Genomic DNA, 6,406 nt, shown 5'->3' with positions numbered 1-6,406 from the left:
CGATGCCGTCCATGACCGGCATCTGGATGTCCATGAGGACGGCGTCGAAGCGCTCGGCGGCGACCGCCGCCACGGCGGCGGCACCGTCGGCGACGAGGGTCACCCGGTGCCCCTTGGCGGTCAGCACGGCGCGCACCAGTTCCCGGTTGATCGCGACGTCCTCGGCCACCAGCAGCGAAAGGCCGTTGCCCGCCGCGGCCGGCTCCGCCGGGGGCTCCGGGGCCGGGGCGTCGGCGATGGCGAGCGGGATGTCGGCGACGAAGCGGCTGCCGGCGCCGACCCTGCTCTCGACGGTGATCCGCCCGCCCATGGCGTCGACGAGGCGCTTGCAGATGGCGAGGCCGAGGCCGGAGCCGCCGTAGCGGCGCGCCATCGAGCTGTCGGCCTGCGAGAAGGGCTGGAACAGGCGGTCCATCCGGTCGCGGGGGATGCCGATGCCGGTGTCGGCGATGGCGAAGCGGACCATGGTCCGCGAACCATCCGTCCGCAGATCGCCGGGTCTCTCGCCGTCGGGGCACGGCGCGACCGTGAGCGTGACGCCGCCCCGTTCGGTGAACTTGGCGGCATTGCCGACCAGGTTCAGCAGGATCTGGCGGAGCCGGTTGGGGTCGCCGCGCAGCCAGGGGCCGGGCGCCTGCCGGATGTCGAGATCGAAGGAGAGGCCCCGGTCGCGGGCGACGGGCCCCATGGTCGAGCGCACTTCCTCGACGAGGCCGGGAAGCGAGAAGGGGATGCGCTCCAGTTCGACCCCTCCGGCGCCGAGCCGCGTGAAATCGAGGACATCGTTGACGACGGCCAGCATCTGCCGACCCCCGGTCCGGATGGCGTGGAGCTGCTGTCGCTCGGCCGGCGGCAGGTCGCTGGCGGACATGAGCTCGGACATCCCGATGATGGCGGTCAGCGGCGTCCGGATCTCGTGCGACATCACCGCCAGGAACTCGGTCTTGCTGAGGTCCGCCAGGGTGGCGCGGTGCGCCGCCGCCTCGGCGCGCCGGCGGGTCACGTGCTCCTCGCGGGCGAGGCGCACGATCGCGATGCCGAAGGCGCCGAGAAAGAGGATGACGAAGAGGATCAGCGCCGCGATGGTGACGGTGCGGACATGCCAGTCCGCCAGCATCTGCTCCTCGGTCGCGCCCAGGACGACGCGCATGCCGGTGTCGGCGACGCCGCGGGCGGCGACGTGCCAGGTGCCGCCGACGCCGTCGATGCTGGTCGCAACGACGATCGGCGACCGCTCTTCGGTGGCGATCGAGGAGATGATCGACCCCGGAACGTCGAGCGAGCGGCCGCGGCGGTCGGTCGCCATGGTGGCGCCGGCCGCGGACGCCAGGGCCACGAAACTGTCCTCGGTGTCGCGATAGTTGAAGAGCACGCGCGACAGCACTTCGGGAGACAGGGATGCGAGGAGGACGCCGCGGAAGTCGCCGTCCGCCCCCCGGATGGCCCAGCTCACCGGAAGCAGGATGCTGCGGGACGGCATGCGCGTCGCGATCGGCTCGCCGATCCACATCGATTCCCGGCCGAGGTCGCGATGCACCGTGAAGTACTCGCGATCGCGGACGTCGATGCCGCGGGCGGCCGGGTCGGAATGGTGCGCGATCCGGCCGTCGGGGCTGACGATGGCGATGCCGTCCAGGGCCAGCGTATCGTGTCCGACATGCTGCTCGAGATCGACCAGGGAGCGATACAGGGTGCCCAGCGACGCGTCGTCCTTGCGCCAGTCGTCCAGCGCATGGGTGAAGAGGATGTCCATCGTCCGCATGATCCGGGCGATGGCGTCCGCCGCGGCGTTGGCGCTGTAGGTGCGGAGGTCGGCGAAGGTCTCCAGCGTCGCATGGCGGTCGCGGAGCTGCAGCGTCGCCACGAGCGCGCCGAGCGCGAGGCTGGCGATGATCCATGCCGCGGCGGCGACCTGCGCGATCGGCAGGTTCCAGGACTCGACGCGCGGGTCCGCCGGTCCGGATCGGGAACCGATGCCGGCATGCCCGACGCGAGGATGCACCAGGGTCATCGGGCGGGGTCCCGCGATCCTTCGGCCGGTGTCGGAGCGACAGGGAGCAGTGCATCCATCGACGCAGGCTATCGCCGGCCTTTCCGGCTTGGCAATCGATGGAACGAGAAATGACCGCCCGCTTGTCGCGGGCCGCAATCCTGGCGCTCGTGCTGCTCGGCGTCCTCGGCGCGACCGGCGCGCGGGCCGAGGCGGCGGCCGAGGAGCGTGGCTGGTTCGATCGCTACAACCGCGCGGTGTTCGCCTTCAACGGCGCCTTCGGCGACGGCATGGCGTGGCTCGGGCGGCAGTTCGGGGGGGCGGAGACCGTCCCCGAGCCGTCGCCGCCCGGCGGTCGTCGCCGCGGCGGGTTCGGCAACATGCTCTCGAACCTCGTCAACGAGCCGATCACCGTCCTCGCCAGCCTGGCGGTCGGCGACCTCGAGATCGCCCGGACCGCCGCCCGGCGGCTGGCGATCAACTCGACCGAGGGGTTCCTCGGCTGGTACGACCGCGCGACTGCCCGCGGCCTCTTGCCGCGCCACGCCGACGTCGGGCTGGCGCTCTGCCGCTACGGGGTGGGCGAGGGCGGCTACATGGTGCTGCCCTTCATCGGTCCGCGGACGATCCGCGACGCGGTCGCCGACGTCGCCCTCGTCAATGCCGTCCTGTGGAGCACCGTCGGCATTCTCGCGGGGTCGGGCGCCAGCTTCCAGACGATCTTCGTCGCCGAGGCGGTCGAGATCGCCGCCGATATCGTCGCCACCCGGCAGATCGATCCCAAGGCGAAGGCGCTCGGCACCCGGGACTACGACGCCACGCGGGAGGCGTACCTGGAACAGCGCCGGGCGCGCTGCGCCGATTCGCTCGCCCGCAGCCGGGCACCGTGACTATGATCGATCGACCAGCGAATCCGCGGCGGCCCCCGGCCGCCGCCGTCCAGCACGGAGTGCCAGCGATGACCAGCGCCTCGATCTTCGCCGAGGGGTTCAAGACCACGCCCTGGTGGTGGGAATGGGCGCCGCCCACGGCCGAGGGCGCGGTGCCGACGCCCAGGGAGACCGAGGTGGCGATCATCGGGTCCGGTTATGGCGGCCTCTCCTGCGCGCTGGAACTCGCCCGGGCGGGCGTCCAGGCGCACGTGCTGGAGGCCGATTCCGTGTTCGGGATCGGCGCCAGCACGCGCAACGGCGGCGGCGTCTCGCCCGGCACCAATCTCGGGAAAGGGCGCGCCGGCTACGGCAAGAGCACGCTCGAGGCGCGCCTCGGGCCGGAGCACGCCAAGGCCATGCTCGCCGAGGCGGCGGAATCGTTCGGCCATCTCGAGGAGCTGATCCGGCGCGAAGGCATCGACTGCCACTACTGGCCGACCGGACGGTTCGTCGGCGCCGCCGTGCCGCGCCACTACGACCGTCTCGCCAGGTCGGTCGGCAAGCTGCAGACGGGGACCAACGCCGGCGTCTCGATGCTGCCGCGCGAGCGTCAGCACGAGCAGATCAAGACCGACGCGTTCCATGGCGGCATGCTGGTCGAGCGATCGGGGCGCCTTCATCCGGCGCTGCTGCACAAGGGCATCCGCGACGCCGCCCGGCGCGCGGGCGCCACCATGTCGGTGAATGCCAAGGTGACCGCGGTCGAGCGCCAGGGCGCCGGTTTCGTGCTGCGGACGGCGGCCGGCGACGTGCGCGCCAAGGAGGTGGTGGCGACCACCAACGGCTATACCGGCCCCGAACTCGGCTGGTTCCGCCGCCGGCTGGTGCCGGTGCGCAGCTACATCATCGCGACCGAGGAACTGCCCGAGGACCAGGTCCGCGCCCTCATCCCGAACGGTCGGACGATCGCCGACACCAAGCGGGTGCTGTCCTATTTCGGGCAGTCGCAGGACCGTCGGCGGATCCTCTATGGCGGTCGTGCCAGCTTCGCCGGCGACACGCCCGAGAACACGGCGCGAACGCTGCACGGCATGATGACGGAGGTCTTCCCCGAGCTGAAGCCGGTCAAGATTACCCACGGCTGGACCGGCTACGTCGCCTTCACCTTCGATGCGCTGCCGCATTTCGGCCAGCATGACGGCATCCACTACGCCATGGGCTGCAACGGCTCGGGCGTCGTGACGATGACGTGGCTCGGGACCCAGCTCGGCCGCAAGATCGCCCGCACCCAGAACCGGCCATCGGCCTTCGACGGCGTCGCCTTCCCGACCCGGCCGTTCTATTCCGGCAATCCCTGGTTCCTGCCGATCATCGGCGAATGGTACCGCTTCCGCGACCGCCTCGACCGCTGGCTCGCCTGACCGCGGCGGGCGTGGTAGTTTCCGCGCCTCTCCGTCTAGACCCCACCACGGATTCCGAGAGGACGACCCACCATGCCCGTGCAGCGCGGCCGCATGTTCTTCATGAACCCTGGCCCGACGAACATTCCCGACCGCGTGCTGCGGGCGATGCACCGTCCGGCGCTCGACTTCGCGCAGAAGGAGTTCAAGGCGATCTACGAGGAGTGCGCGGTCGGCCTGAAGAAGGTCTTCAAGACCGAGCAGATCGTCCTGACCTACGCGGCATCCGGGCATGGCGCGTGGGAATCCGCGGTCGTCAACCTGTGTTCGCCGGGTGATGTCGTCCTGGTTCCGGAGACCGGCCACTTCTCGGCCTCCTGGACGCAGATGGCGACCCACTACGGGCTCGTCATCGAGACCGTGCCCTTCGACTGGCGCTCGGGCGTCGACCCGGCCGCGGTCGAGGAGCGCCTTCGCGCCGACGCCGACCATCGCATCCGCGCCGTCCTCCAGGTCCACAACGAGACCTCGACCGGCGTCGCCCATCCGGTCGCCCGGATCCGCAAGGCGATCGACGCCGCCGGGCATCCGGCGCTCTACCTGGTCGACACCATCTCCTCGCTCGGCTCGTTCGACTTCCGCATGGACGAGTGGGGCGTCGACGTCGCGGTCGGCGGCTCGCAGAAGGGTCTGATGCTGCCGCCCGGCATGTGCTTCACGGGCGTCAGCCGCAAGGCGCTGGCGGCCAGCCAGTCGGCGACGCTGCCGCGCGAATACTGGGACTGGCGGCGGATGCTGGACGGCGAGCGCCAGGCGCGCTTCGCCGGCACCGCGCCCGTCCACCTGATCTTCGGCCTCCAGGAATCGCTGAAGATGATCGAGGAGGAGACGCTGGATGGCGTCTTCGCCCGCCACGCGCGGCTCGGCGCCGCCACCCGCGCCTGCGTCGCCGCGTGGAGCGAGGGCGGCGGCCCGGAACTCTTCTGCACCAATCCCGACCTCGTCTCGAACTCGGTGACGGCGGTCCAGGTGCCCGAAGGGGCCGACGCCAACCGCCTGCGCGAGGTCTGCGGCGAGCGCTTCAACGTGTCGCTCGGCGGCGGCCTGTCGCGCCTCAACGGCCGCGTCTTCCGCATCGGCCACATGGGCGATCTCAACGAGCCGATGCTGCTGGGCGCCCTGACCGCGGTCGAGATGGGGCTCGATCTCGCCGGCATCCCGCACGGCAAGGGCGGGGTCGAGGCGGCGATGCGGTCCTTGAAGTCGGCCGTCCACTGACGAAGCCGGGAGAACGAAGATGGCACGGCAGCGCACCGTTTCGGCAATCCAGGTGACCGCGAACGACGCCGACAAGGAAGGTACGGTCGCCCGCGCCCTCGACCTCATCGACGAGGCCGGGCGGCGGGGCTCGACCCTGGTGGTGCTGCCGGAACTGTGGACCGGGATCGGCTTCGCCGGCGAGGACGGCCACGTCCGCATCGCCGAGGAGATCCCGGGCCCGACCACGCGCCGCCTGTCCGAGAAGGCGCAGGCCTGGGGGATGACCATCGTCGGCTCGATGTACGAGCGGCACGGCAACCTCCACTACAACTCGGCGCCGGTGATCGGGCCGGACGGCGAGGTCGTCGGCAAGTACTGGAAGACGCATCTCTTCGATGCGCCGAATCGGCCGGACATTCCGCCCGGCTACGTCGAATCGAAGAAGGTGGCGGCCGGCACCGAACTGCCGGTGTTCCCGACCGCCTTCGGACCGGTCGGCGTCTCGGTCTGCTCGGATCTGCGCTTCCCGGAGGTCTATCGCGAGATGGCGCTCAAGGGCGCCGAGGTCATCGTCTGCGCCTCGGCGTTCCTGTCGCCGCGCTTCGACCACTGGGAGTTCTTCCTCCGGGCGCGCGCAACCGAGAACCAGTGCTGGGTGGTGGCGTCCGGCCAGGTCGGGCAGGAGCCGACCTCCGGTCTCGCCTTCGTCGGCCGCAGCATGATCGTCGACCCCTGGGGCGTCGTCGTCGCCCAGGCGCCGGACACCGAATGCTGCCTGACGGCGGTGATCGACCTCGACTACATCGCCGAGGTGAAGCGGCGCTATCCCCTGATGGACCAGCGCCGCCCCGAACTCTACCAGACGATCGGCCGGACGGCCTGAC

General features: G+C 70.9%; 5 protein-coding genes. 4 read left to right on the top strand and 1 reads right to left on the bottom strand.

Features of this window, described 5'->3' with window-relative positions; translation table 11 throughout:
* Positions 1 to 2,002 (bottom strand): ATP-binding protein (locus tag ACE3Q3_RS07535; RefSeq protein ID WP_374444115.1); only part of this gene is annotated, 2,002 nt, incomplete at its 3' end.
* 119 nt (positions 2,003 to 2,121) lie between these two features.
* Here ACE3Q3_RS07535 and ACE3Q3_RS07530 point away from each other — a divergent pair.
* The 4 genes from ACE3Q3_RS07530 to ACE3Q3_RS07515 all read left to right on the top strand — a co-directional run bounded on the left by ACE3Q3_RS07530 (position 2,122) and on the right by ACE3Q3_RS07515 (position 6,405).
* Positions 2,122 to 2,880: an MlaA family lipoprotein gene (locus ACE3Q3_RS07530; RefSeq protein ID WP_374444113.1), complete on the top strand. Its 759-nt coding sequence runs from the start codon at positions 2,122 to 2,124 to the stop codon at positions 2,878 to 2,880.
* A gap of 68 nt (positions 2,881 to 2,948) precedes the next feature.
* The gene (locus ACE3Q3_RS07525) at positions 2,949 to 4,283 is read left to right on the top strand and encodes an NAD(P)/FAD-dependent oxidoreductase (protein WP_374444111.1); all 1,335 of its coding nucleotides are present in this window, start codon (positions 2,949 to 2,951) and stop codon (positions 4,281 to 4,283) included.
* Between the two features lie 72 nt (positions 4,284 to 4,355).
* The gene (locus ACE3Q3_RS07520; RefSeq protein ID WP_374444108.1) at positions 4,356 to 5,540 is read left to right on the top strand and encodes an alanine--glyoxylate aminotransferase family protein; all 1,185 of its coding nucleotides are present in this window, start codon (positions 4,356 to 4,358) and stop codon (positions 5,538 to 5,540) included.
* 19 nt (positions 5,541 to 5,559) lie between these two features.
* A complete protein-coding gene (locus tag ACE3Q3_RS07515; protein ID WP_374444106.1) occupies positions 5,560 to 6,405 on the top strand; it encodes a carbon-nitrogen hydrolase family protein in 846 nt (281 codons plus the stop codon).
* Position 6,406: the final 1 nt, after the last annotated feature.

Source organism: Allostella sp. (assembly GCF_041913585.1).
Classification (GTDB): Bacteria; Pseudomonadota; Alphaproteobacteria; order ATCC43930; family Allostellaceae; genus Allostella.
Note: the sequence above shows the minus strand (reverse complement) of the source record. Positions and strands in the feature narration are given on the sequence as shown.